Raw genomic sequence first — 25,753 nt, forward strand, 5'->3', positions numbered from 1 at the left:
GCCCTGGAGGCACCTGTGCAAAGGACCCACGACCAAGCCGACCGCCTGTACCAGCGTGCCCAGAAGGTGATCGCCGGCGGAGTTTCGAGCGACGCCCGACGTGCCGACCGGCCGCTGTTCGTGGACCACGCCAGCGGCGCGGAGCTCTGGGATGTCGACGGCAACCGCTACGTGGACTACGTGCTCGGCCAGGGCCCCAACCTGCTCGGCCACGCCGCACCGCTGGTCGCCGACGCAGTCTCCGCCCAGGTACGCCGTGGCGTCGCGTACGCGGCACAGCACGAGCTGGAGGCAGACGTCGCGGAACGCCTGTGTGCCATGGTCCCAGCAGCGGAGCTGGTGCGCTTCAACAGCGTCGGCTCGGAGGCGGTTCACGGCGCGATCCGTCTCGCCCGTGGGCACACCGGGCGGCCGAAGATCGTGAAGTTCGAGGGCAACTACCACGGCTGGCTCGACCCGGTGCTGTACAGCGTGCACCCCGATCTCGCGCTCGCCGGCGACGCCCGGCATCCCACCGCGGTCGGCGGTACGGCGGGCCAGCCGCGCCACGACGCCGACGACCTGATCGTGCTTCCGTACAACGACCTCGCCGCCGTCTCGGAGGTCTTCCTGCACAGCGGTGACGACATCGCCGCCGTCATCCTCGAACCCCTGCTGTGCAACACCGGCTGCATCACGCCTCAACCCGGTTATCTCGAAGCGCTGCGGGAGCTGACCCGGCAGCACGGGTCGTTGCTGATCTTCGACGAGATCATCACCGGCTTCCGCGTCGCTCCCGGCGGTGCGGGTGAGCTGCTGGGCGTCGTACCCGATCTGGCCGCGTTCGGGAAGGCCATGGCCGGCGGGATGCAGGTGTCCGCGCTGGTCGGATCGAACGAGGTGATGGGAACGATTGCCGACGGCAAGGTTGCGCACGCGGGCACGTTCAACTCGCATCCGGTCGGGATGGCGGCCGCCGACGCGGTACTGCGTCATCTCGACGAGCACCGCGCCGACGTCTATCCTCCGCTGATCGCGGCGGGCCAACGGCTGATGGCCGGCCTGCGCGCGGCCGCTTCGAAGCACGGGGTGCCGCTGCTCGTGGACGGTCCGGGTCCGGTCTTCCAGACCTACATCACCGACCAGGCCGAGGTCACCGACTACCGCTCGTTCGCTGCCTGCGACCGGGCCGCGATGGCTCGGTTCCACGCGGGGTTGTTCGCTGCCGGGATCAGCATCGTCCCGCGCGGACTGTGGTTCCTGTCCACCGAGCACACCACGGACCAGGTCGACGAGACTATTGCGGCAGCGGAGTCAGTGCTTTCTTCCCTGTAGGCAACGGGTCGAACGGCTTACGATCCTGGGTACAGGTCGAGCCATCGGCTGGAGCCTTCAACTGGGTCAGGTAGCTGGTGATCATCGCGTCGGCACAGGTGCTCTTGCCGATCGTGGTGTGCCCGTAGCCCTCGACCGTGACCATGCGGGCGTCCGGGTACAGGTCGGCGTACGGACGGGTGGCCTCGTACGGCGTGGCCGGGTCGTGCCGCGTGCCGAAGACGAGGACGGGCTGCTTCACGTTGTTCTTCCACGGGCCGAGGAACGCGTCGTTGTCGCGGATGCCCATGAACTCGCACTGGATCCCGATCCAGGCGCGGTAGCGGCCGAAGTGCGGGGCGCGCTGGTCCGCGGCATCGGCGTACGCCGGGTAGGCCAGCGGCCCGCGGCCGGACTGCTTCGCCTCGACGCACGGCTGCAGAGCACTGCCGATCGAGGTCGTGTAGTCCTCCTTGCGGCGGTTCCACTCGATCAATGCTGTCGGTGCCTTGGCCGCGGCCTTGGTTCGGTTCGTGCTCGACAACTGGGCCCACATCTCGGCGAGCGCGGGGAATCCGGCCGGATCGTACAGGTTCGAGAACGTGATGGCCACCGCGACGGCGTACGTCACCCGCAGCGTGGAGCCGTCCGGCAGCGCGACGTCGACGGGGTGGGTCTTCAGCCGCTCCAGCGTGCCCTCGACAACGGTCTTCGGGTCGCCGAGCTGGTTCAGGGCGCAGTTCGCTGCCGCCTTCTTGCACTCGGACAGGAACTGCTCGTAGGTGTCGTACGCGCCGTCGCCCTGCTTCAGGCGGACACCGACCGGGTCCGGGTCGCCGTTCGAGCCGGAGTACCACTCCGGGCTCAGCGTGCCGTCGAGGACCAGCGCGCGGACGTTGTTCGGGAAGAGCTTGGCGTACGTCGCGCCGAGATACGTGCCGTACGAGTAGCCGACGTACGACAGCTTCTTGTCACCGACCGCCTGGCGCAGCAGGTCCATGTCGCGGGCGACGTTCGCGGTCGAGTAGTGCGCGAGCCGATCCGGTGACGTGGTGCGGCAGCTGATCGCGAGCTTGGCGCTGTCGACGATGAACTGGCGCTCTTCCTTCGCCGTCAGCGGGAACGGCGGGACGCCGGCCAGCGCCTTCGACTCGTCCGCCGCGGTCGGGTAGCAGGTCGCCGGGTCCGAGCGGCTCACGCCCCGCGGGTCGAAGCCGAGGATGTCGAACTTCGCCCGTACCGACGGCGTGTAGATCTGCTGACCGATCTGCTGCACCAGATCGACGCCGGAGCCGCCCGGGCCGCCTGGATTGGTGAACAAGGTGCCGATCTTGTGGGCCGGGTCGGCGGCGGGCAACCGGGTCAACGCGATCGTCGTGGTCGGCCCGTGCGGGCTGTCGTAGTCGGTAGGGACTTCGACCGACGCACACTGGAACGGCTTCAGCTTCGGGTCCGCGCCACAACTCCCCCACGCGATCTTCGGCACGGCGATCTTTGGCACGGTCGCCCTTGGCACGGTGGTTTCTGCTTGGGCTACGGCGGAGGTCATCGGCGTGAGCAGCACCAGAGCCAGACCGGTGACGGACAGTGTTCGAAGGATTCTTCTGGGCGTCATGTCACCGACCGTAGGCGGGTGACGCCTCCGGTCGCGTCCACCACGAGAAGGAGGCCGGAAGTCCGCCGTACAGCGGACCCCGGCCTCCGTTCGCAGTGCTTGTTACGCGCTCTTCTCGCGGCGCTGCTTGCGCTCGATCTGGTCGCGCGGGATCAGCGTCGGGTTCACGTTCTCCAGGACGACCTCGCCGGTGACGACGACCTTGGCGACGTCCTCGCGGCTGGGCACCTCGTACATCACGTTGAGGAGGACTTCCTCCATGATCGCCCGCAGACCACGGGCGCCGGTGCCGCGCAGCAGCGCCTGGTCCGCGATCGCCTCGACCGCGTCGTCGCTGAACTCCAGCTCGACGTTGTCGATCTCGAACAGCCGCCGGTACTGCTTGACCAGCGCGTTCTTCGGCTCGGAGAGGATCTTGATCAGCGCCTCGCGGTCCAGCGGCGACACCGTCGTGATGACCGGGAGCCGGCCGATGAACTCCGGGATCAGACCGAACTTGAGCAGATCCTCCGGCATGACGTCGGCGTACCCGCCGAGCTCCTTCGGCTTCTCCGGCTCGCGGGAGGCGTTGAAGCCGAGGGTCTTCTTGCCGACGCGCTGCTCGACCATGTGGTCCAGGCCGGCGAACGCGCCGCCGACGATGAACAGCACGTTGGTCGTGTCGATCTGGATGAACTCCTGGTGCGGGTGCTTGCGGCCGCCCTGCGGCGGGACACTCGCGGTGGTGCCTTCCAGGATCTTCAGCAGCGCCTGCTGGACGCCCTCGCCGGAGACGTCGCGGGTGATCGACGGGTTCTCGCTCTTGCGGGCGATCTTGTCGACCTCGTCGATGTAGATGATCCCGGTCTCGGCCTTCTTGACGTCGTAGTCGGCCGCCTGGATCAGCTTCAGCAGGATGTTCTCGACGTCCTCACCGACGTACCCGGCCTCGGTCAGCGCCGTCGCGTCCGCGATCGCGAACGGGACGTTCAGCATCCGGGCCAGCGTCTGGGCGAGGTAGGTCTTGCCGCAACCGGTCGGACCGATCAGCAGGATGTTCGACTTGGCCAGCTCGACGGCCTCGTCCTTCGCGTGCCGGCCGGCGCTCGAGGCGCCCTGACCGTCGCGGACCCGTTTGTAGTGGTTGTACACCGCTACGGCGAGCGCCTTCTTCGCCACGTCCTGTCCGACGACGTACGCGTTGAGGAAGTCGTAGATCTCCCGCGGCTTCGGCAGCTCGGTGAGACCGACCTCGGAGCCCTCGTTCAGCTCCTCCTCGATGATCTCGTTGCAGAGATCGATGCATTCGTCGCAGATGTAGACGCCGGGACCGGCGATGAGCTTCTTGACCTGCTTCTGACTCTTGCCGCAGAAAGAGCACTTGAGCAGGTCGCCGCCGTCACCAATGCGTGCCACCGGGACAGATCCCTTCTATGCGCAGTCGGACCGATTTCGACGGTACCCCGTCCACGGCTGAAAAACCGCGCTCGCCACCGGGTTGTGACTACGCCGGTGGCGAACGCGTCTGGCTCTTGACAGCTGGTCAGACCAGCTGCTGCCGTCTCAGACGCCGGCCGGGACCGGCGTCTTGAGGGTCTGCAGGACGTCGTCGATCAGGCCGTACTCGATGGCCTGCTCGGCGGTCAGGAACTTGTCCCGCTCGATGTCGCGCGAAACTTCCTCGCGGGACTTGCCGCTGGAATCGGCCAGCATCGTCTCCAGCAGCGCCCGCAGGCGGAGAATCTCGTTCGCCTGGATCTCGATGTCGGAGGACTGCCCGTAGGTGCCCTCGGTGGCCGGCTGGTGGATGATGATCCGGCTGTTCGGCAGCGCGAGCCGCTTGCCCGGCGTACCGGCCGCGAGCAGCACCGCCGCCGCGGAGGCCGCCTGGCCCAGGCAGACCGTCTGGACGTCCGGCTTGATGTAGCGGACGGTGTCGTAGATCGCGGTCAGCGCCGTGAACGAGCCGCCCGGGGAGTTGATGTAGATGCTGATGTCGCGGTCGGAGTCCATCGACTGCAGGCACAGCAGCTGCGCCATCACCGCGTTCGCGATCTCGTCGGTGATCGGCGTGCCGAGGAAGATGATGCGGTCCTCGAACAGCTTCGTGTAGGGGTCGATCCGGCGCATGCCGTAGGACGTGCGCTCCTCCCACTGCGGGATGAAGTAGTTCATGGTGCGTCCTAACTGGAGTGGGAGATCAGGAGTTCGGGCTGCCCTGGCTCAGCTGGGCGGCGCTGGTCACGACGTGGTCGATGAAGCCGTACTCCTTGGCCGCCTCGGCGGTGAACCAGCGGTCGCGGTCCGCGTCGTTCTCGACCTGCTCGAGCGGCTGGCCGGTGTGCTCGGCGATCAGCTTGAACAGCAGCGCCTTCAGGTGCAGCGACTGCTCGGCCTGGATCTTGATGTCCGAGGCCGTACCACCCATACCGCCGGACGGCTGGTGCATCATGATCCGCGCGTGCGGCAGCGAGTAGCGCTTGCCCTTCGCGCCGGCGCAGAGCAGGAACTGGCCCATCGAGGCCGCCAGACCCATCCCGACGGTGGCGACGTCGTTGGAGATCCACTGCATGGTGTCGTAGATCGCCATGCCGGAGTCCACCGAGCCACCGGGCGAGTTGATGTACAGCCAGATGTCCGCGCTGGGATCCTGAGCGTTCAGCAGCAGCATCTGCGCGATGATCGCGTTCGAGTTGTCGTCGCGAACCTCGGACCCCAGGAAGATGATCCGGTTCTTCCGCAACTCCCGGTAGATGTCGTCGTCTTGTCCGCCGGATCCGTTGCCGCCCGCGGCGGTGGGGCTGGCTGCAAATGTCTCGTTCACGAACCCGACATTACTGGTCGGCGGCGGCAGACCTAAGGCTGGGCCGTAGGTGTTCGCTCACGGCGCATCCTCGTGCCCGCTCTGTCTGCTGTGAGCGAATTCGCCCCGCGTTCACCACCCGCACAGCACAACGGATCCCCGCTCCTCGACCGCTGCCTCGTCAGGTACTTCGCGGAGCTCCGGCTGGTCGGGATCCCGCCGTACCTCCGGCTCCTGCAGCAGCGCGGCCACACCCGTCCCTCTCGCTTGGAAATCGTTTCACCAGCCACGTTAGGCGGTCCAGCCGCCGGTTTCCTCGCAGCCGGTTCGCGAAATGCGAACGGCCCGGAACCCTTGCGGGGCTCCGGGCCGTTACGGGCTCGTCAGGCCTTCGCGGGCTCCGCGACCGGGGCCTCGGCGTCGGCCGCCTCGTCGGCGCCCTCCGCCTCCGGGTCGGCGTACGTGCCGTCAGGCTGCAGGGTCTTCAGCTCGACCGTGTTGCCGGACCCGTCGGTGACCTTCGCGTTCTCGACCAGGTACGCCAGCGCCTTGCCGCGGACGACCTCGGACACCAGGCTCGGGACCAGGTTGTTCTCCACGGCGTGCTGGGCGAACTGGTCCGGGCTGACGCCGGAACGCTGCGCGTGCCGCACGATGTGCTCGGTCAGCTCCTGGTCGTTGACGCTCAGCTCCTGCTGCTCGGCCACCAGATCCAGCACGAACTGCGCCTTGATCGCGTCCTCGGACCGCTTCTTCAGGTCCTCGTCGAACTCTTCCTGGGACTGCTCCTCACCCTCGAGGAACTGCTCCATCGTCATCCCGGAGTACCCGAGCTGCTGCTCCAGGTTCTCCTTGCGGGCGGCGAGCTCGTCGGTCAGCAGACCCTCCGGCACCGGCACGTCGACCAGCGTCAGGATCTTCTCCAGTACGGCGTCCCGCGCCTCGCCGGCCTGCTCGAGCCGCTTGCCGCGCTCCAGCCGGGTCCGGACGTCGGCGGTCAGCTCCTCCGCGGTGTCGAACTCCGAAGCGGTCTGCGCGAACTCGTCGTCGAGCTCCGGCAGCTCCTGCTCCTTGACCGCGGTCACCGTCACCTCGACATCGACGTCGTCGCCCTTCAGGGCGCCGCCGACCAGCTGGGTGACGAACGTCTTCTTCTCGCCCGCGCTCAGGCCGATGACAGCCTCGTCCAGGCCGTCCAGCAGCTGACCGCTGCCCACCTGGTACGACAGGCCGGTCGCCTGCGCCTCCTCGACCTTCTCGCCGTCCTTGCTGGCCGACAGGTCCAGGGTGATGAAGTCCTTGTCCTGCACCGCGCGCTCGACCGGGTTCAGCGAACCGAACCGCTGCCGCAGGCCCTCGATCTGCTCGTCGACCTCGTCGTCGGAGATCGCGAGGTCCTCGACCTCGGCCTCGAGGCCGTCCAGGTCCGGCAGGGTGATCTCCGGGCGGACCTCGACCTCGGCGGAGAACTGCAGGCTCTCCTTGTCGTTGAACTCGGTCACGTCGACCTCGGGCCGGCCGATCGCCTTCACCTGGTTGTCACTCACCGCCTGCGAGTACAGCTTCGGGAGCGCGTCGTTGATCGCCTCCTCGAGCACAGGACCGCGGCCGACGCGCTGGTCGATGACCTGCGGCGGGATCTTGCCCTTGCGGAAGCCCGGCACCTGGATCTGCTGGGCGATGCTCTTGTACGCCGCGTCGAGGCTCGGCTTGAGCTCCTCGAACGGCACCTCGACAATGAGCTTGACCTTCGTCGGGCTCAAGGACTCGACGGTGCTCTTCACGGTGGCGGTTCTCCTTGATTCGATGACATTGCCAGCACGGGCGACAGCCCGGACCGCAGCAGTGCTGCAGGGGGTTTGTCGGGGCGACAGGACTCGAACCTGCGGTCTCCTGCTCCCAAAGCAGGCGCGCTAGCCACTACGCTACGCCCCGCAGTGACCGGAGAAGTCTAGCCGCCCCGAACCACTGCTCGCGCCACCGGGGCTCCGAAACCCATTTTGAGTCCACCCCCCGGTCTGTGGAATCATGTTCCGCAGCACCACGCGGGTGTAGCTCAATGGTAGAGCCCCAGTCTTCCAAACTGACTACGCGAGTTCGATTCTCGTCACCCGCTCGGGCGAAGGGGCGAGGTGTGCCTGCGGATTGCGCAGGCACGCTTCGCCCTCTTCCTTTGTGCGCCGTCGCTTCGCTCGGCGCGGGCGGGGGCTTCGCCACCCGCACCCCCTGCGCCTTCGCTTCGCTCGGCTCCTGGCGCGGGTCTGCGGTCAGCCTTTGCCTTCGCTTCGCTCGGCTCCTGGCGCGGGGTCCGCGGATCGGCGCCTGCCTTCTTCGCTCGGCTGCTGGCGCGGGTTTGCGGTCAGCTCTGCCTTCGCTTCGCTCGGCTGCTGGCGCGGGGTTCGCGGATCGGCGCTTGCCTTCGCTTCGCTCGGCTGCTGGCGCGGGTCTGCGGTCAGCCTCTGCCTTCGCTTCGCTCGGCTGCTGGCACGGGGTCCGCGGATCGGCGCTTGCCTTCGCTTCGCTCGGCTGCTGGCGCGGGTTTGCGGGTCAGCCTCTGCCTTCGCTTCGCTCGGCTCCTGGCGCGGGTGTGTCCGAGGGCGGTGCGCCTTGCGCTGGGGCGGTTGGGGCTGGGGCGGGTGGTGGGACGGGTGGGGCTGGATGGGGTGTGCGGAGGAGGGCGGTGGCGGCTCCTAATAGCCAGAGGGCGAAGGTGGCGGAGGCTATGCCTCCGCTCCAGAAGCCGGACAGGCATAGGACGGCTACTGCGTAGGAGGTCCAGGTTGCCCAGGTTGGTAAGGCAGCTGCCTGGCGGGTGATTCGGGTTGTTACGGCTACTAGGATCCCGCAGCCGATCAGGCCGGTGAGTGCCAGGACCTGGCCGGCCATGCCTAGGGCGCGGACGGTGTTCGGGTCGGCGGTGAATTCGGTCGACCAGGCCGCGAACGCGCTGCCCAGGTCGAGTGAGACACCCGTGATCGTCAGCCCGCCGAACAGCGCGGCGGCCGGCACGATGGCGTGGGCGAGCGGGTCGCCGCCGGACAGCCGGTCAAGCACTCGCCGCAGACCGGTGGCGAACCAGAGCAACGCCGCGACCCCTGCAGCGACCATGGGCGGCGCGATGCCGGCGGCTGCCTGCCGCGCGTCGTTGTTGAGCCTCGCGAGGATGTCTGCGTCCGACATGGTCGGGTCGTCGACGCCGACCAGGTAGCCCAGCGCCACCCCGCCGACCAGCAGCACAACCGCGGCCACGCCCGCCCACGCCGCCATCCGTATTGCTCGCGACTCGTCCATGCCGCCTCCCACGGTCGCGGCGGGCGGGATGCGACTACCAGGATCCGGCCCGCAGCGCGAAGTAGAGCCAGTCCCGAGCATGCACCCACGCCGCACCGCCAACAATGGCCCACCGCTGGATCATGGAGCGCGGAGGAAGGCGATTGCGTCTATCGATGCCGGTGCGGTGCTGGTCGAGATGATCTTCAGGGCGCCGGTTCGGAAGACCGTGGTGGGGAGGTAGGTGACCACTCGGCTGGTGGTGGTTGCGGCCAGGGAGACCGTGCCGATCTTGATGTTGGCGTGGTAGATGTCCACGCGGCCTTGGCCGGGGCCATGGATGGCTACGAGGGCTATACGTTGGCCGGCCTCTGTTGCCTTGGTCAGGTAGGCCCCGTTGGCCTTCAAGATGGATGTGGTGCCCTGGAAGGCCAGCGTGCTCGTGGAGCGAGTGACGGTGCCGGCGGAGGTCAGAGCGCGGTCGTCGTCGGGTGCTACCGAGCAGATCGGCGCGGACCACGCGGACAGGTTCCCCAGGTAGTCACGGGCGCGGACCATGAAGCACTCGTCCCAGCCCAGTCGTGGCGCCCACGTGATCGAGGTGATGCGCGTGTTCTGCCAGACAGCCGGGTAGATCCACTTGCCGAGCGCAACACCGGGTGCGGCGGTCTTGTAGACGACGTCGTACGACGCGATGTCGGTGTCGTCCTTGTACGCCCAGCGAACAGTCGCCGACCCGCTCAGCTGCACGCGGTCGCCGATGCGCCACGTGACGAGCGACGGCGCCGTGCCGTCGACCTCACTGCAGTACGACGCACTCCACGCGCTCAGATTGCCCGCGTAGTCACGCGCTCGGACCTGCCAGCACGTATCCGTGCCGACCGGAGCGGTCAGACTCGCACCGTTCGTCTTCAGGCCCTGCCAAGCCGGCACCTGGTTCCAGGCGCCGTACGGCGCCGTGCGGCTGGGCCGCTGCTGGATGCGAAGGTCGTAGCTGTTGACGCCGGTCGCGGGCGAGTTCGGGTCCTGCGGGTCGTCGTACGCCCACTCGAAGGACAGGCTGGTGTTGTCGCGGACGCGGTCACCGGCGGAGGCACTCTTCAACACCGGCGCCACGGTGTCGGGGTGCTCCTGCGGGTCAGCGGTCAGCCAGCTCAGCGTGATCACGCGGGGTTTGCTGTCCGCGTCGGCGTACACGATCTTCGCCAGACCGGAGCCGTCCGCGCGGAAGCTGGGGCCGGAGGTGCGGATCGGTCCGTAGCGACGCTGCCCCAGAGCCGGATCGTTGAGGTCAGTGACGAGCAGGTCAGTCCCGGACGCCTGTACGGCGAAACCGTTGCCCAACTGGGAGTCCGCTGCCACGGACAGGTTGCGCGGCGGCTGCGGGCCATTGACGTCGACAACCTGGTTGCAGCCGCTCAGAACCGCCCAGCGCCCGTTCACGTCATCCGGCCCGACGGTGCAGGCACTGGCGACCAGCACGGTCTTCACGTCACCGGTGGTCAGGTCCTTGCCGTCCAGATGCCCTGGCGACGTCACCTTCCAGACCGTGTTGCCGGACATGGCGAACGGCGGGGCGAAGTCGGCCAACTTGGTCTTCGTAGCGACGTCGTACACCTCTGCGGTCGGTCCGCTCGGCGCACGGTGCGAGACGAGCTTGCCGCCCTTCCCGAGCACCACCTCGTCCGTAGCGGGGAACGTGAGCCCGCCGACCTTCGCAGTACTGCCGTCGAACGTCAGCAGCGCGGTCCCCTCGACCTGCAGCGGCTTGCCGTCGTTCGAACCGCCGGACGCGGTCCACGTGGTCCCGTTGTTGCTGGTCTCGTAGACGGGGTTCGACACGACCACACGGGCACCGGACATGCCTACGTCGACGGCAGACCGCCCCGGGACCAGCGCCCCCTCCCCCAGGTGCTGCGGCGGATCAGCAGCCATCACCTGCGATGCCGTCAAAGGCAGCAGGACGACAGCACACACAGCTGCCGCCTTGACCCGAAAACTCACCACGAGAGACCCCCCAGTACTCCGAAGACAACGGGCCGCACCCTAGCCAGTAACCACCGGTAACGGAAGCGCCGTGGAAAACAGAGTGACACACCGTGACGCCTAGAGGATGCTGAAGGGCTGACCAAAACACGGAACAGGCACGAAAAGCCGAAAGGAACGAATGCAGGCAGGAATCACGGTATCGGCGGCAGAACTGCCCGAAGTACTGCTGCACGTCGCAGTGGTCCGTCCGGTCTTCCTCTGGGGCGCACCGGGGATCGGGAAGAGCAGCCTGGTCCGTGAATTCGCCGAATCGCTCGGTCTGGAGTGCGTGACGCTCCTGGGCACGCAGCTCGCGCCGGAGGACCTCATCGGCGTACCGCAGATCGTCGACGGCCGCAGCCGGTTCGCACCGCCGGTGGCGATCGCCCGGGACGAGCCGTACTGCCTGTTCCTCGACGAGCTGAACGCATCGTCCGCAGAGGTCCAGAAGGCGTTCTACTCGCTCATCCTGGACCGCCGGATCGGTGAGTACGAGCTGCCTGAGGGCTCCGTGGTCATCGGCGCCGGCAACCGGGCCACCGACAACGCCCTGGCCCGTCCGATGGCCAGCGCGCTGGTCAACCGGCTCGTCCACGTCCACCTGCGTGCGTCCGCGAGCGACTGGCTGCAGTGGGCGGGCACGGCGGGCATCCACCCTTGGGTCCTGGAGTACCTGCGCAACCGCCCCGACCACCTGTGGACCGCCCCGCCGAAGACGGAGGAGCCCTTCTCCACGCCACGCAGCTGGCACATGCTGTCCGACGCCCTGCACTCGTACGGCGACGACGTGTCCGACGAGACGCTCCGGGTGCTTGCCTTCGGCACCTTGTCTGCCGCGCACGCCTCCACGTTCCGCGCGTACGTGAAGACGGTCCGCCACGCCTTCGGACTGGACGCCGTACTCAAGGGCGAGACCGGCTGGCCGGCAGCTCCGGAGGACCGTGACCTGCTGTACTTCCTGGCCGAGACGTTCCGCGCCCGTCTGATCAAGGAGCTGGCCGCCGACAAGACCTCGGCCAACCCTGCGGCCCGTCAGCTCGCGCACCGCGGCAAGGCCCTGCTGGTGGAGCTGGCGGAGATCTCGCTCGAGATCGCGCAACTGGTGATCGCATCCGACGACGACGGCCGTCCGGTGCTGCCGACGTGGTTCCTGGTCGAGGTCAGCCGCGACCTGCCGCGTCTGGTCGCCGCGCGTGCCTAAACGCAAGCAGCGGGACCCGGCCTTGGAGGCGATCCAGGCCGGCTGGACGACGATCGTGCAGCACCCGCTGTTCGCGCCGATGGCCGACTGGGCGCGCAGCCCGGTTCGGGACGACGCCTGTCCGGCCGACGGCTGGGCGACCATCGACTCGAACGGCCAGATCCGTACGCACCGCACCCGCCGGGCCACCCCGGACGAGTGGGCCTGGGTCTTCGCGCACCTGCTGATCCACCTCGGCCTCGGCCACCTGGACCGTCCCGGCCCTGACCAGGCCGCGTGCGCCGCGTACGACGTCGCGGTCAACCGCTTCCTGCAGTCCCTCAAGCTCGGTACGCCGGTCGTCGAGCTGCCGCCGACCTTCCCCGCGATGGAGGAGGACGCGCTGGCACGCCTCTGGCGGCGCGAAGGTGTGCCGGCGGACTATGACGGTCTCGGCGTAGCCGGTCGGACGTCCGACGTCGACCCGGTCCGCTGGAACGGCTGGGGCAAGCCGCCGGAGTGGAGCGAGCTGTTCGCCGCCGGGCTGTCGGCCGCAGCGGCAGCGGCTGTCGAGGTCGCGGGCGGTGCACGCTCGTCGCTGACCGCGGATCGCGGTGGGCGGGACAAATGGGACCTGGCGCTCGGCTGGTTCGTCTCGTCGTACCCACTGCTCGGTGCGATCGCGTCGAGCATGACGATCGTCGCCGAGGCGGAGCTCGCCCGAGGCTGGGACATCCACGTGGCGGCGGTGAACGCGGCAGCCGGCGAGATCTACGTCAATCCGCTCATCAGCATGACGCTGAGCGAGTGGCGGTTCGTGATGGCCCATGAGATGCTCCACGCCGCCCTGCGCCACGGCGAACGCGTCGGCGGCCGCGACCCGTACCTGTGGAACGTGGCCGCCGACCTGGTGATCAACGGCTGGCTCCTGGAGATGGGCGTGGGCAGCATGCCGGACGGAGGGCTGCACGACCCGGTCCTGAAAGGCATGTCCGCTGAAGAGGTCTACGACCGCATCACCACCGACCTGCGTCGCTACCGCAAGCTCGCGACCCTGCGTGGCGTCGGACTGGGTGACGTGCTCGGCCATCCGCTCCCGCACTCTGGAGAGGCCGCACGCGCCGCCGGTCTGGACGACATCTACCGACGGGCCCTGAGCACCGGACTGGCGTACCACGACCCGGCCCGCGGCACGCTGCCCGCCGGACTGGTCGAGGAGATCCGCGCGCTGGACCACCCTCCCCTCGCCTGGGACGCGCAACTGGCCCGATGGTTCGAGGAGCACGTACCGGCTGTCGAGAAGACCCGCACTTACGCCCGCGCGTCCCGGCGCCAGTCCGGTACGCCGGACATCCCGCGTCCGGGCTGGATCCGCCCGGTCGAGCTCGACCGCCTCCCGACGTACGGCGTGGTGCTCGACACCTCGGGCTCCATGGACCGCGAGCTGCTCGGCAAGGCACTTGGCGCGATCGCGTCGTACTCACGCGCTCGCGACGTACCGGCCGCACGGGTCGTGTACTGCGACGCGGCGGCCTACGACGCCGGCTACGTGCCAGTGGACGACATCGCCGGCCGGGTGCAGGTCCGCGGCCGCGGTGGGACGGTGCTGCAGCCCGGTGTCGACCTGCTCGAGCGCGCCGACGACTTCCCCGCGCAGGGACCGATCCTGCTCATCACCGACGGCCAGTGCGATGTCGTCCGGGTACGGCGCGAGCATGCCTGGCTGATCCCCCGCCGCGCCTCACTCCCCTTCATCGCAAGGGGTCCTGTGTTTCGCGTGGAGTGAACAAGCTCTGCTGGCGGCGAACAGCCGTAGTCGCGTGACTCTCCTGAGTGACAGGTTCACAGGTATGGCATGGGTCGTTAACGGCGAGTTCAGGAAGCTGTGGATCGGACAGCTGGTGTCTGCATCCGGCAGTGCGGTCACCACTGTCGCGCTTCCGCTAGTGGCAGTGGTGACCCTGCAGGCATCGGCCGTGCAGATGGGTGCGCTGTCCGCGGTGTCGATCGCGCCCCACCTGCTGTTCGGACTGCTGGCGGGTGTCTGGGTGGACAGGTGGTCGCGACGGCGCGTGCTGATCTGGACCGACATCGGACGCCTCCTACTGCTCGGCTCGGTGCCGGTTGCGGCGGCCCTGCAGTCGCTGCGGATCGAGCAGTTGTACGTCGTCGCCGTACTGACCGGAGTGCTCACGCTGCTGTCCGACACCGCGTCCCAGACGATGATCCCGCTACTGGTTCCACGTAAAGACCTGATCCGCGCGAACAGTGCTGCCCTGCTGAACCTGAACCTTGCCTCGACGGTCGGACCGTCTGTAGCCGGTCTCCTGGTGCAGGTCCTCACAGCCCCGTTCGCGATCGTCCTCGACGCCGCGTCGTACATCGTGTCCGCGGTCGCGGCGTACCTGATCCGCGAGCCGGACCGCCCGCCGCCGCGACCCCGCTCCGAGGTGCAACTGTCGGCAGGTCTGCGAGTGCTGTTCGGTCACCGGATGCTCAGGCCGCTGGTCCTCTCAGCGGGCATTGCGGCCCTGGCCGGATCTCTGCAGGGACCACTGATCGTCCTGTTCCTGATCCGTGAGCTGCACCGCTCGCCCGCGTTCGTAGGACTCACGCTGACCGCCTTCGGTGCCGCTGCGGTAGCGGGGACGCTGGTAGCCGGTCCGTGGTGCCGGCGGGTCGGCATCGGCCGCTCATACCTGTCCGGCTGCATCCTTGCCTCGCTCAACGGCGCCCTGCTCTTCACCGGCCGTACGCCGCTCATCCTCCTCGGCCAGGTGCTCGCGGGCCTCGGGATGTCGCTGTTCGGCGTACCCCAGCGCACGCTGCGCCAGGCGTTGGCCCCCGCCCACCTCCTCGGTCAGGTCACGGCCTCCTGGCGCACCCTGGTCATCGGCGGCCAGGCCGCGGGCGCGGCCGCCTCAGGGGTCCTGGCCACCGCTCTCCACATCCGCCCAACCCTCCTGATTGCCACCGCGGGCATGCTCGCGGGCACACTGGTCGCCGTCTTCTCGCCGCTGCGCGGACTGCGCGATCTGCCCGAAGAGGAAACGGCTGGGCGATCGATGGCCTAGCACTGATTACGAATCGCGATAGGTCCGGACGGGCCTCCCGCGTACGGCCGAGACGGGTTATTGCGTCCGGTGGTTATTCATCGGCGGGGAATGGAATTGGCAGGACAAGCGCTTACCTACTGAGCGATACTGGAAAGTGCGCCGTTTTCAGGTCGCCAAAGCCCCTTGTGAACCGAAGTAGATGGGAAGTGCGCCCGTCCAGATGCCGTCAGAGCACGCTGTCAAAGCGCCGTCGATCGCTGCCCCTACCACCCGTGCCCCCGAACGCAGCCGCAACCTGTGGCGACTGCGTCCTTACTTGAAGCCACACCGCTGGCGCCTCGCGGTGATGTTCTCCACCGCCATGCTGGGCGTCGGAGTCAGCCTTACCGTCCCACTGGTCACCCGAGCCATCATCGACGGTCCGGTGACCCGCCGCGAGCTGAGCGCGCTGGTCCCGCTCGCGCTGCTGGCCCTCGGGCTCAGCATCTCCGAAGTCATCTTGGTGTGGATGCGCCGCTGGGCGCAATCCCGGGCGGTCAGTGACTTGGAGGCAACTCTGAGGCACGACCTGTACGTCCGGCTGCAGTCGCTGCCGATGGAGTTCCACACCCGCTGGCAGAGCGGTCAGCTGCTCTCCCGCGTCACCACCGACCTCTCGACCATCCGCCGGTTCATGGGCTTCGGCCTGCTGTTCCTGGTGATGAACATCCTGCAGCTGATCGTCGTCACCATCCTGCTGCTGCAGCTGTACTGGCCGCTCGGTCTCGTGGTCCTGGTGGCCGCGGTGCCGATCGTCATGGTCTCGCTGAAGTTCGAGAAGAAGTACCTGCGGATCTCCCGCAAGGTGCAGGACCAGCAGGGCGACCTGGCCACCCGGATCGAGGAGTCGGCGCTCGGCTTCCGGGTGATCAAGGCGTTCGGCCGGCGGCCGCACGTCCAGGGCCAGTTCGACGACGAGGCGACCACGCTGTACGACACCGAGGTCGAGAAGGTCCGGCTCGCGTCGCGGTTCTGGAGCTTCCTCGGCGTCATCCCGAACCTGACGCTCGTGATCGTCCTGCTGCTGGGCGCGCTGGCGGTCGGCCGGGAGGCGATCACCCTCGGCACCCTGGTCGCGTTCATCACGCTGATGCTGTCTCTGGTCTGGCCGGTCACCTCGCTCGGCGCGATCCTGGCGATGGCGCAGGAGTCGATGACGGCGGCGGACCGGATCAGCGAGATCCTCGACACCTACTCGGTGATCAAGTCCGGTCCGGAGGAGCTCACCAACTCGCGTGGCCACCTCCGGTTCGAGCATGTCGGATTCCGGTTCTCCGACGACTCCACCGAGGTGCTGCACGACATCAACCTCGACCTGACCCCAGGTACGACGCTCGCACTGGTCGGCGCCACCGGGTCCGGCAAGACCACTCTGACCGCACTGGTCCCCCGGCTGTACGACGTGACCGCCGGACGGATCACCATCGACGGGCACGACATCCGGGACCTGTCCCTGGTGTCACTGCGGACCGCGGTCGCGTCCGCGTTCGACGACCCGACGCTGTTCTCGATGAGCGTCCGGGAGAACCTGACGCTCGGCCGCCCGGACGCCAGCGACGCCGACGTACAGCAGGCTCTGGAGGTTGCCCAGGCGCAGTTCGCCAACGAGCTGCCGTGGGGACTGGAGACCCGTGTCGGTGAGCAGGGCATGTCGCTGTCGGGTGGTCAGCGGCAGCGGCTCGCGCTGGCCCGCGCAGTGCTCGCCAAGCCGGCCGTACTGGTGCTGGACGACACCCTGTCGGCGCTCGACGTACACACCGAGGCCCTGGTCGAGGAGGCGCTGCAGAACGTGCTCTCCGACACCACCGGCATCGTGGTGGCGCATCGCGCGTCGACGGTGATGCTGGCCGACAAGGTCGCGCTGCTGCAGGGCGGCACGATCACCCACGTCGGAACCCACCATGAACTGCTCGCGACGGTCCCGGAGTACCGGCACCTGCTCGCGGCCGAAGAAGAGGAGGTGCACGCATGACGACGACCCAGCAAACACCTCCTCAGGCTTCGGAACCGGCCAAGGACGACCGGCGGCCGGAGGAGGAGCAGAGTTGGCGCGGTCTGTTCGAGGAGGACCCCGACCGGGAGATCTCCCGGGCGACGACCATCCGCCTGAAGGAGGACTCCCGCAAGCTGCTCGGGGAGCTGCTCCGGCCGTACCAGAAGCTGATCTGGCTGCTGGTGGTGATCGTGATCGTCGAGAACGCCGCCCGGCTCGCGGTGCCGTACCTGGTCCACCTGGGCATCGACAACGGCATCCCGCCGATCCTCGCAGGCGAGGGCTCGCGGCAGCTGATCACGATCGTCATCGCGGTGCTGGCGTCGGCGTTGCTGCAGGCGTGGGCGCGCCAGATCTTCCTGATGCGGTCCGGCCGGCTGGGTCAGACGATCCTGCTCGGTCTGCGCAAGCGGGTGTTCGACCACTTCCAGCGCCTCAGCCCGGCGTTCCACGACCGGTTCACCTCTGGGCGGGTCATCTCCCGGCTGACGTCCGACGTACAGGTCATCGACGAGATGCTGGCGAGCGGGTTCGACAGCCTGGTTACCGCGGTGCTGACCCTGGTCGGCACGTCGATCATCCTGCTTACGCTGGACGTGAAGCTCGGTCTGCTCGCACTGCTGTCGTTCCCGGCGCTGCTGGTTCTGACGGCGTGGTTCCGGAAGCGGTCGGCCGTCGTGTACCGGCAGACGCGTGAGGCCGTCGTACTGGTCATCGTGCACTTCGTCGAGTCGATGACCGGCATCCGCGCGGTCCAGGCCTTCCGCCGGGAGCCGCGCAACGAGGAGATCTTCCACGGGGTCAACGACCGCTACCGGAAGGCGAACCTCGAGGCGTTCCGGCTGAACGCGGTCTTCATGCCGGCGATCAAGGGCGTCGGCAACATCACGATCGTCGCGATCCTGGCGTTCGGCGGTTACCAGGCGTACCACGGGCACGTGACGGTCGGAGTGCTGACCGCGTTCCTGCTGTACCTGCGGCAGTTCTTCGAGCCGCTGCAGGACATCACGCAGTTCTACAACACGTTCCTGTCCGCGTCGGCGGCGCTGGAGAAGCTGTCCGGCGTGCTGAACGAGACCCCGGACGTCCCGGAGCCGATCGAGCCGGCCAAGCCGGGCAAGGCGCGCGGCCACCTGGAGCTGCGGAACGTGCGGTTCGAGTACGTCGACGGCGTACCGGTGCTGCCCGGTCTGCAGCTGGACGTGCCGGCCGGTCAGACGCTGGCCCTGGTCGGTACGACGGGCGCAGGCAAGACCACGATCGCCAAACTGGTCGCCCGGTTCTACGACCCGACCGGCGGGCACCTGCTGCTCGACGGCGTGGACCTGCGCGACCTGGCCGAGGACGACCTGCGCGAGCGGGTCGTGATGGTGACCCAGGAGAACTTCCTGTTCACCGGCTCGGTCGCCGACAACATCCGCTTCGGCAAGCCCGGCGCGACGATGCAGGAGGTCGTCGACGCCGCGAAGGTGATCGGCGCGCACGACTTCATCTCGGCATTGCCCCACGGCTACGACACCGCCGTGGAGAAGCGCGGTTCCCGGTTGTCGGCCGGTCAGCGGCAGCTGGTCGCGTTCGCGCGGGCGTTCCTGGCCGACCCGTCCGTACTGATCCTGGACGAGGCGACGTCCAGCCTGGACATCCCGAGCGAACGCCTCATCCAGCGGGCTCTGAAGACGATCCTGGCCGACCGTACGGCGATCGTGATCGCCCACCGGCTGTCCACCGTCGAGACCGCCGACCGGGTGCTCGTGCTCGAGCACGGGCGGATCATCGAGGACGGCGCACCTGATGACCTCGTCACCCGCGACGGCCACTACGCCGGGTTGCACCAGGCCTGGGAAGAGTCCCTGGCCTGACTGTCTGTGATCGCGGGCGCGTGGGTTCATCAACCCACGCGCCCGCTGCGCTCCTCGGATTCACCCCAGCGGGGTGACGTTGCCGTGCCTTCCAGCAGACACCATGTGATGTCCGGCAGTGAAGAACGGCAAGGAGTGCACCATGACCGCCTTTACGGTGTGGAAGTTCGACAGCCCCGACGGAGCCGAGCATGCCGCTGCAGTGCTCAAGGGCTGCGAGCGGGACGGGCTGGTGAAGATCGACGACCACGCGGTCGTCTCGTGGCCCGAAGGCGCCTCGCATCCGACCACCAAGCAGACACACGAAGAGACCTGGCGCGGAACCGGGTGGGGCGCCTTGTGGGGCGTTCTCCTCGGCGCCCTCTTCTTCGTGCCGGTGATCGGCGGCGTGGCCGGCGCCGCGATCGGCGCGATCGCCAAGACGACCGAGGGTGCCGGCATCACCAAGGAGCAACTGCACAAGATCCGCACCGAGGTGACACCAGGAAGCTCGGCACTGTTCGTGGTCACCGAGCAAGGCGATCTCGACCGGGTCGGCGAGCGCTTCCACGGTATGCACGACAAGCTCATCGACACCAACCTCACGCAGGCCGAGCGCGAGGAGCTGTACGAGACCTTCGGCGGCCGGTGACAGCCCGCCGCGGCAACCGCCGATCTTGTTTCTCGAAGGAGTAATACCTATTAGCGTCTAGCGCCTCCGCGAACCGAGCGAGTACGGTCCTGCCACCTTCCGTCGTGAGGAGAGTGGCATGCCGATCAGTCGTCGTACGTTGAATCTCGGGATCGCGGCCGGGGCGGCGGCCGCCGCGTTGCCGGCCGCGGCCCACGCTGCCGGACCGCAAGGTGGTGGTGGACACCGGCAGCCGGCGGCGCCGTTCTTCGCCGAGACGACGTTGTGGGACAACACCGTCGACCCGCTGGCCAGCTACTTCGTCTACGGGCTGATCGCGACGCGCAACGATACCCTCATCGCCTGCTGCGAGGGCCGGCACGAGGTGTGCGACGCCGGACCGCACGATCTACTCGTCCGGCGCAGTACGGACCGCGGACAGACGTGGCTGCCTACGCAGACGGTCGAGGCGTCGGTCAACGGCGAGAGCTGGTCCAACCCGACATTCGTTGCCGACGGCCACACGGGTGAGGTGTTCCTGTTCTACAACCTGTGCGCGCGGCTGCCGGAGAACACCAGTTGCTCCTCCGACACCGGCATCGTGCACTACCGCTCCAGCAGGGACAACGGCGCAACCTGGGGCGAACGGCACAGTTTGGACGGTCTGTTCGACAGCTTCCCGTTCAACTGGCAGATGCACGGTCCTGGACCTGGGCACGGCATCCAGTTGAAGTCCGGCCGCTTGCTGCTCACCGTGTCCCACCGGACGATCATCACCGGCGTACCGACGGCAGACCGTAACTACGGCGCCTCCACTGTCTACAGCGACGACCACGGTCGCACCTGGAAGGCCGGCGGCGAAGTACCGCTCGGGACCGGGCTGCCGACGGTTGGTGAAGCCAGACTGCTTCAGCGCGCGGACGGGTCCATCGTGATGAACAGCCGGCCGGGCTCCGGCAACGACTGGCCGCGTGACTTCCCGATCAGCACCGACGACGGTCTGAGCTGGTCGCGTGCGGCGATGGACTTCAGCGCCGGCCTGTTCAACGGCTGCGACATGGGCTTCCTCAGGTACACGGACGGGCACGACGCGAACCGCGTCCTGCTCAGCCGGCCGGACGCACCGATGCGGTGGAACATGACGGTGTCGGTGAGCTACGACGAGGGCAAGTCGTTCCGCTACGGCCGATCGATCAGCCAGCTCCGCGGGTACTACTCCGACCTCACCCGCCTGTCCGACGGCACGATCGTGCTGCTGTACGGGTGCGACGGCGACATCGACAGCAGTCCGCGCCGCGTGGCGGTCGCACGCTTCAATCTGGAGTGGCTGACCCAGGGACGGGACAGCCTGGCCACCGGGCCGGGGCTCTCCACGACGTCGTACCCGATGAACTACCCGCGGCTCCCAGCGTCCGGTACGGGCGCGTACGTCGACCAAGCGATCCACGTGGACCGCGACGACACGTACGAGCTCTGGCTGCGTTACTACCGCTCGGCTGACGGCGGACTGGTCACGGTGACTGTCGACGGGACCACGCCGCGGGTCAGTGCCCTCGACCTGACGTCGTTCCGCGGCGAGGGGTACGACATGGTACTGCTGGACCGGCGTCGTCTGACCCCTGGTCGGCATTCCATCCGCTTCACGTTGGCAGGGGCCGGCCGAGGCGGCGGTACGGCGGTCGCACTCGAGCAACTCGCGCTGGTCAAGGCGGCCGCGACACCCGACGTCCGCGAGGAGGTCACCGTCGACAACGGCGGGCTGGGCTTCGAGACCGTCGGAACGTGGGCCAGCGGGCGCAGCGTCCTCGGGTACTACGGCTTCAACTACCTGACGCACGCGAAGGGCACCGGCGCCAACCTGGCTCGGTTCCGCCCCGCGATCCCCGGCACGGGTCGCTACGAGGTCCTCACTTCGTACGCCGCCGATCCGAACCGCGCATCCAACGCGCCGTACGTCGTACACCACGCCGACGGGACGACCGCGGTGCCGGTCAACCAGCGTGTTCGCGGCGTACCCGATCCACGCACCGGGGAATGGGTGTCACTCGGCACCTTCACCTTCAACGCCGGCCTGGACGGCTACGTAGAACTGAGCGACAACGCCGACGGCTACGTCATCGCCGACGCCGTCCGCTGGCGCCGCGTGCCGTAGAACTGTCCGGGGACGTCGGTACGTTGGGCGCATGTTGACGACGCTGGCGGTGGAGAACTACCGATCCCTGCGGCGGATCGTCCTGCCGCTCGGCGGGCTGAACGTGGTGACCGGAGCGAACGGGACAGGCAAGTCCAGTCTGTACCGGGCGCTCCGGTTGCTTGCCGACGCCTCGCGCAACGGCGCCATCGCCGCCCTGGCACGCGAAGGCGGACTACAGTCGACGCTGTGGGCCGGGCCGGAGCACGTCCGCAAGAACCGGCCGGTCCAGGGCACTGTCCGGACCGGCCCGGTGACGTTGCGGATGGGGTTCGCGGGCGACGACTACGGCTATCTGATGGACCTCGGGCTGCCGGTGCCCAACGGCTCGCAGTTCGACCTGGATCCGGAGATCAAGCGGGAGGCGTTGTGGGCGGGGCCGTTCCTTCGCCCGGCGGCGCTCCTGGTCGACCGCAGCAATCGCGAGGCCCGGATCCGATCGGCCGGTGGGGAGTGGGAGCGCGCGGGTCATCCGCTCCAGACGTTCGACAGCATGCTGAGCGAGTTCGCGGACCCTGAGCGCGCGCCGGAGCTGATGCTGGTGCGGGACCGACTCCGGGGGTGGCGGTTCTACGATCATTTCCGCACCGACGCCGACGCACCTGCCCGGCGAGTGCAGATCGGGACGCGGACCGCCGTACTCTCCCAGGACGGCTCGGACGTCGCAGCCGCCCTGCAGACCATCCGCGAGCTCGGCCCCAACGGCGCGCTCGACCAGGCCATCGAGCTGGGCTTTCCCGGCAGCTGGGTCGACGTCGTCAACACGGCCGGCCGCTTCGAGATCGCCTTCCGCCAGCACGGGCTGCTCCGGCCGCTCTCCGGCGCCGAGCTATCCGACGGCACGCTCAGATACCTCCTCTGGGTCGCCGCCCTACTCACCCCGAGGCCCCCGGAGCTCCTGGTCCTCAACGAGCCCGAGACCAGCCTCCACCCCGACCTGCTACCCGCCCTGGCAAACCTCGTGGTCACCGCGGCGAAGGACGCGCAGGTCATCGTGGTCACCCACTCGCGCCCGTTCATCTCCGCACTGCAGGCCCTCTCCCCCGAGCTCCAGACCATCGAGCTGGTCAAGGACCACGGCGCGACGACCATCGACGGCCAGGGCCCTCTCGACGAGCCGCCCTGGAAATGGCCGTCGCGCTGAGCTCAGTGCTTGACCGACTCGAAGCGGACCAGGATGACCGATCCGGCCGCGGAGAGGGCGAAGCCGATGATCGCGGCGGGCCACCAGCCGGAGCGAACGGCGTCGTCGAGGACGAAGACGCCTACCGCGGCCGGCGTGATGGTTTGCAGGGCGATCATCGGCGTGGTTGCCAGCGTCACCGAACCGCGCTGCAGGGCGAGCGAGTAGAGGATGAACGCAAGCGCTCCACTGATCGGGAGCGTGTACAGCGTCGGGCTGTGAAACAGCTCGCTGATCGAGCCGTCCTGGAGGAGACGCGCGGACACAGCGACCCCGGCGTACCCGAGACCGGCCAGCATCCCGAGCAGGGCGGTGGAGACGCCGTGCTGCGAGCGGCTGGCGATGGCGCCCAGTACGGCGATCGTGATGAGCCCGACGATGATGCCGATCGTGAGGCCGTGATGCTGGGCGGCCGCGCCGGCGTCTCCGGCCGAGACTGCGAGCAGGCCGAGACCCACGACGACCCCAGCCACCGCCGACCACTCGAGCGCGCTGAGTTGATCCGACATCAGCCGGGTCGCGAGCAGTGCGGTGACGACCAGGCTGACCGCGATGCCGGCCTGCGCAAGGTACAACGGCAGCAGGCGCAGCGCGACGAAGTGCAGGCCGAAGCCGGCCAGGTTGAGCGCCAGCGCGCCGAGGAACGCGGGCTGCCTGAGCAGCGCGACCACGAACCCGCCGAGCCGCCGCGGATCCAGCTCCGACTCCGTCGGCACCTTCCGCGAACCGACCGCCTGCAGGATCGCGCCGACACCGAAAAGCACCGCGGCCCCCAGAGCCGCGCCAAGACCGAGAACCATCTACGCGACAGCCCTACGGCGCCAGGTCAGGTAAAGGCTCAGGACCCCGTAATAGACCAGGTACGACAGCGAGACCCCGACCACGATCGGGTTCGGGTTCGGCATCTGGGCCAGCAGGACGGCGTACGCCGCGAGCCAGACCGCGGTCGTCAGCAGGTTCAGCGAGCGGAACGCCTTGGTCCGCGACGGGTACACGTACTTCACCGGGATGAAGACGAGGATCGAGCACACGACCAGGATGATGCCGGTGGAGACCGGGCTGAGCCCGAGGACCACGACGTAGAAGGCGACCACGTTCCAGTAGCTGGGGAACCCGAGGAAGAAGTGGTCCTCGGTCTTCGCGTCGACTCTGCAGAACTGGTAGCTGGAAGCAAGCAGCGGCAGCGCGCCGAGGATCGCGCCCCAGGTGCCGGACGGCAGGTAGCCGCCGGTCCACAGCAGCACGATCGGGGCGAACGCATACGTGAGGTAGTCGACGATGTTGTCGAGCATCGCGCCGTCGAACCACGGGATCGTTTCCTTCACCCGCAGCCGGCGCGCGAGCATCCCGTCCGTGCCGTCGATCACGAGGGTCGCCAGCCCGAGCCAGAGGGCGCGGACCGCGTCGCCGTCGATGGCGGCGATCACGATCAGCAACGCGAGCACCGTTCCGCTCGCGGTATAGGCATGCAGTGCAAGTCCGGCCAGACGCAACCGCGTCGACCCGACGAACGGTTCCTGCACCGCGTCGTGTGTGGTCAGGACGACTCCCAGAACTCAAGCGACGCAGCGCGCCGGGCCGGATCGAGATGAACCCGGCCTTCGCCAGCGTCTCACAGGCCTGGTCCGGCGACGGTCACCGCCCGTCATCCCACGCCGGATCTTTGCAAGGACTTAGTAGGTCGCCTACTTGACCGGGTCCAGCAGGAAGAGCGGGATCTTCCGGGTGGTCTTGGTCTGGTACTCCGCGTACGGCGGGTAGGCGGCGACGGCGCGCTCCCACCACTGCTCGTACTCGTCGCCCTCGATCTCGCGGGCGACGTACTCGTTGGTCGTCTCGCCGTCCTGCAGCGTGAGCTTCGGCTCGGCCTTCAGGTTGTAGTACCAGACCGGGTGCTTGGGGGCGCCGCCGAGGGATGCGACCGCGGCGTACACGCCGTCGTGCTCGACCCGCATCAGCGGGACCTTCCGGATCTTGCCGGACTTGGCGCCGCGCATGGTCAGCAGCACCACCCGCATCCCCTTGATGTCGACGGCGGCGGTGGTGCCCGCGGCCGTGACCTTCTCTACCTGGTCCCGGACCCAGCCGGTCGGGCTCGGCGCATAGTCGTCATTGCTCGATGTCATGTCACCAATCGTAGGGTGACACGTCACCAACACCAACCGGCGGGTGTCGCGTCAGACCGCGCAGGACTGCAACTGGGTCGCGGTGGCGATGGTGGCTTCGATCCAGCGGCGGCGGAGGAAGTGCGCCTTGGCCAGGCGGTGGACGCCGTCGAGGACGACCAGGCGGCCGCGGTAGGCGACCAGGTTGATCGGGAAGTCGAGGTCCGCGTCCATCACCCGCTGGTAGTGGGCGCGGAAGTTCATCGGGGTCTCCGCGACCTGGTGCGGCGTGACCCGGAACCGCTCGCCGTCCAGCTGCCACAGCGGCAGGTCGAACATCCAGACCAGGTCGGCGATCTCGACCGGCTCGACCTTCAGGTCCAGCTCCCACAGCTTCGCCAGCTGCCAGTGGTACGGCGGGAACACCTCCCGCAACGTCTCCGGCATCATCGCGACCAACTCGTCGAACGACACGTCGGGCGCAACCCGGTCCGCGCCCGAGCCGAAGGTGTCGCCCAGCCCATCGATCGTCACGACGGAGCAGGCTAC

The 25,753-nt window shown here is 68.2% G+C and carries 20 protein-coding genes and 2 tRNA genes; 10 read left to right on the forward strand and 12 right to left on the reverse strand.

Annotated elements, in window-relative coordinates:
• The first annotated feature begins 15 nt into the window (after positions 1-15).
• Positions 16-1,314 (forward strand): aspartate aminotransferase family protein, encoded by a 1,299-nt coding sequence (locus tag ACIA58_RS17195; protein ID WP_396404627.1) that lies wholly within the window; start codon positions 16-18, stop codon positions 1,312-1,314.
• Here the strand turns inward: ACIA58_RS17195 and ACIA58_RS17200 are convergent.
• The 6 genes from ACIA58_RS17200 to ACIA58_RS17225 form a co-directional block, all read right to left on the reverse strand.
• Positions 1,277-2,908, reverse strand: coding sequence for an alpha/beta hydrolase (locus ACIA58_RS17200; RefSeq protein WP_396404628.1), 1,632 nt, complete (start codon positions 2,906-2,908; stop codon positions 1,277-1,279). The genes ACIA58_RS17195 and ACIA58_RS17200 overlap by 38 nt on opposite strands.
• Positions 2,909-3,010: 102 nt before the next feature.
• A complete protein-coding gene (clpX, locus tag ACIA58_RS17205; protein WP_396404629.1) occupies positions 3,011-4,303 on the reverse strand; it encodes an ATP-dependent Clp protease ATP-binding subunit ClpX in 1,293 nt (430 codons plus the stop codon).
• A gap of 147 nt (positions 4,304-4,450) precedes the next feature.
• On the reverse strand, positions 4,451-5,062 hold the full coding sequence (locus ACIA58_RS17210; RefSeq protein ID WP_130438828.1) for an ATP-dependent Clp protease proteolytic subunit: 612 nt from the start codon (positions 5,060-5,062) through the stop codon (positions 4,451-4,453).
• A 25-nt stretch (positions 5,063-5,087) separates the two neighbouring features.
• Positions 5,088-5,711, reverse strand: a complete 624-nt coding sequence (locus ACIA58_RS17215) for a ClpP family protease (RefSeq protein ID WP_134097004.1) — start codon at positions 5,709-5,711, stop codon at positions 5,088-5,090.
• Positions 5,712-6,073: 362 nt separating this feature from the next.
• Positions 6,074-7,474 carry a trigger factor gene (gene tig / locus ACIA58_RS17220; RefSeq protein ID WP_396404630.1) on the reverse strand — a complete coding sequence of 467 codons (1,401 nt, stop codon included), beginning with the start codon at positions 7,472-7,474 and terminating at the stop codon, positions 6,074-6,076.
• Between the two features lie 78 nt (positions 7,475-7,552).
• Positions 7,553-7,625: transfer RNA gene (locus ACIA58_RS17225), tRNA-Pro, on the reverse strand.
• 110 nt (positions 7,626-7,735) lie between these two features.
• Between ACIA58_RS17225 and ACIA58_RS17230 the strand changes: the two genes are divergently transcribed.
• Positions 7,736-7,806: transfer RNA gene (locus ACIA58_RS17230), tRNA-Gly, on the forward strand.
• A 431-nt stretch (positions 7,807-8,237) separates the two neighbouring features.
• Here the strand turns inward: ACIA58_RS17230 and ACIA58_RS17235 are convergent.
• Positions 8,238-8,981: a hypothetical protein gene (locus ACIA58_RS17235; RefSeq protein WP_396404631.1), complete on the reverse strand. Its 744-nt coding sequence runs from the start codon at positions 8,979-8,981 to the stop codon at positions 8,238-8,240.
• A gap of 120 nt (positions 8,982-9,101) precedes the next feature.
• On the reverse strand, positions 9,102-10,964 hold the full coding sequence (locus ACIA58_RS17240) for a hypothetical protein (RefSeq protein WP_396404632.1): 1,863 nt from the start codon (positions 10,962-10,964) through the stop codon (positions 9,102-9,104).
• A gap of 163 nt (positions 10,965-11,127) precedes the next feature.
• Between ACIA58_RS17240 and ACIA58_RS17245 the strand changes: the two genes are divergently transcribed.
• The 8 genes from ACIA58_RS17245 to ACIA58_RS17280 all read left to right on the forward strand — a co-directional run bounded on the left by ACIA58_RS17245 (position 11,128) and on the right by ACIA58_RS17280 (position 23,060).
• Entirely contained in the window at positions 11,128-12,189 is a 1,062-nt protein-coding gene (locus ACIA58_RS17245) for an AAA family ATPase (RefSeq protein ID WP_396404633.1), read from the forward strand.
• Positions 12,182-13,954 carry a hypothetical protein gene (locus tag ACIA58_RS17250; RefSeq protein WP_396404634.1) on the forward strand — a complete coding sequence of 591 codons (1,773 nt, stop codon included), beginning with the start codon at positions 12,182-12,184 and terminating at the stop codon, positions 13,952-13,954. The genes ACIA58_RS17245 and ACIA58_RS17250 overlap by 8 nt, the downstream gene beginning before the upstream one ends.
• A gap of 64 nt (positions 13,955-14,018) precedes the next feature.
• Positions 14,019-15,242: an MFS transporter gene (locus ACIA58_RS17255; protein ID WP_396404635.1), complete on the forward strand. Its 1,224-nt coding sequence runs from the start codon at positions 14,019-14,021 to the stop codon at positions 15,240-15,242.
• A 298-nt stretch (positions 15,243-15,540) separates the two neighbouring features.
• Positions 15,541-17,235, forward strand: a complete 1,695-nt coding sequence (locus ACIA58_RS17260; RefSeq protein WP_396404636.1) for an ABC transporter ATP-binding protein — start codon at positions 15,541-15,543, stop codon at positions 17,233-17,235.
• Entirely contained in the window at positions 17,232-19,115 is a 1,884-nt protein-coding gene (locus ACIA58_RS17265) for an ABC transporter ATP-binding protein (RefSeq protein ID WP_396404637.1), read from the forward strand. The genes ACIA58_RS17260 and ACIA58_RS17265 overlap by 4 nt, the downstream gene beginning before the upstream one ends.
• Positions 19,116-19,257: 142 nt before the next feature.
• Positions 19,258-19,746: a DUF1269 domain-containing protein gene (locus ACIA58_RS17270; protein WP_396404638.1), complete on the forward strand. Its 489-nt coding sequence runs from the start codon at positions 19,258-19,260 to the stop codon at positions 19,744-19,746.
• A gap of 118 nt (positions 19,747-19,864) precedes the next feature.
• Positions 19,865-21,877, forward strand: coding sequence for an exo-alpha-sialidase (locus ACIA58_RS17275; protein ID WP_396404639.1), 2,013 nt, complete (start codon positions 19,865-19,867; stop codon positions 21,875-21,877).
• Positions 21,878-21,908: 31 nt separating this feature from the next.
• Positions 21,909-23,060 (forward strand): AAA family ATPase, encoded by a 1,152-nt coding sequence (locus ACIA58_RS17280; protein ID WP_396404640.1) that lies wholly within the window; start codon positions 21,909-21,911, stop codon positions 23,058-23,060.
• Between the two features lie 2 nt (positions 23,061-23,062).
• On the opposite strand, the gene ACIA58_RS17285 is transcribed toward ACIA58_RS17280, so the two are convergent.
• The 4 genes from ACIA58_RS17285 to ACIA58_RS17300 form a co-directional block, all read right to left on the reverse strand.
• Positions 23,063-23,899 (reverse strand): hypothetical protein, encoded by an 837-nt coding sequence (locus ACIA58_RS17285; RefSeq protein ID WP_396404641.1) that lies wholly within the window; start codon positions 23,897-23,899, stop codon positions 23,063-23,065.
• Positions 23,900-24,622, reverse strand: coding sequence for a CDP-alcohol phosphatidyltransferase family protein (locus tag ACIA58_RS17290; RefSeq protein ID WP_396404642.1), 723 nt, complete (start codon positions 24,620-24,622; stop codon positions 23,900-23,902).
• Positions 24,623-24,784: 162 nt separating this feature from the next.
• Entirely contained in the window at positions 24,785-25,225 is a 441-nt protein-coding gene (locus tag ACIA58_RS17295) for a nitroreductase family deazaflavin-dependent oxidoreductase (protein ID WP_396404643.1), read from the reverse strand.
• A 51-nt stretch (positions 25,226-25,276) separates the two neighbouring features.
• The gene (locus ACIA58_RS17300; RefSeq protein ID WP_396404644.1) at positions 25,277-25,738 is read right to left on the reverse strand and encodes a hypothetical protein; all 462 of its coding nucleotides are present in this window, start codon (positions 25,736-25,738) and stop codon (positions 25,277-25,279) included.
• Positions 25,739-25,753 lie beyond the last annotated feature (15 nt).

This window comes from Kribbella sp. NPDC051586, assembly GCF_044453965.1.
GTDB lineage: Bacteria > Actinomycetota > Actinomycetes > Propionibacteriales > Kribbellaceae > Kribbella.